Origin of the sequence: Neisseria sp. P0020.S003 (assembly GCF_051957095.1) — a bacterium.
Taxonomy (GTDB): Bacteria; Pseudomonadota; Gammaproteobacteria; order Burkholderiales; family Neisseriaceae; genus Neisseria; species Neisseria subflava.
The window spans coordinates 1-445 of sequence record NZ_JBQCWU010000074.1; the positions used below are offsets into that span (position 1 = coordinate 1).

1 protein-coding gene is annotated in these 445 nt (G+C 48.5%); it reads right to left on the reverse strand.

Features of this window, described 5'->3' with window-relative positions; translation table 11 throughout:
* On the reverse strand, window positions 1-445 hold a 445-nt coding region (locus ACTHTQ_RS11385; protein ID WP_440363976.1), incomplete at both ends, for a hypothetical protein.

The window sequence follows — 445 nt, forward strand, 5'->3', positions numbered from 1 at the left end:
TTGGGTGTGTGTGGGGGGTGGGTTTTGGGTGTTGGGGTTTGGGGTGGTTTGGTGTTGGTGTTGGTTGTTGTTGTGTTTTTGGTTTGGTGGTTTGTTTTGTGTGTTGGGGTTGGGTTGTTTGGGGTGTGGGTTGTTGGGTTGGTGGTGTTGTGGTTTGGGGGTTGGGGGGGGGTTGTTTTTGTGTTGGTGTTGTTTTTGGTTGGGGGGTTGGTGGTGGGTTGTTGGTTGTTTGTGGTGTTGGTTTGGGGGTTTGTGGGGGTGGTGTTTTTTGTTGTTGTATTGTTGTTGGGTGTTTTGGGTTTTTTGTTTGGTGGGTTGTGGGGTTGTTGGGGGGTTTGTTTTGGTGTTATATTTGGTTTGTGGTTTTGTGTTTTTTTTTGTGGTTTGTTTTTTGGGGTTGTTTGGGGTTGTGGGTGGGGTGGTTGTTTGGTGGGGTGTTGGGGGT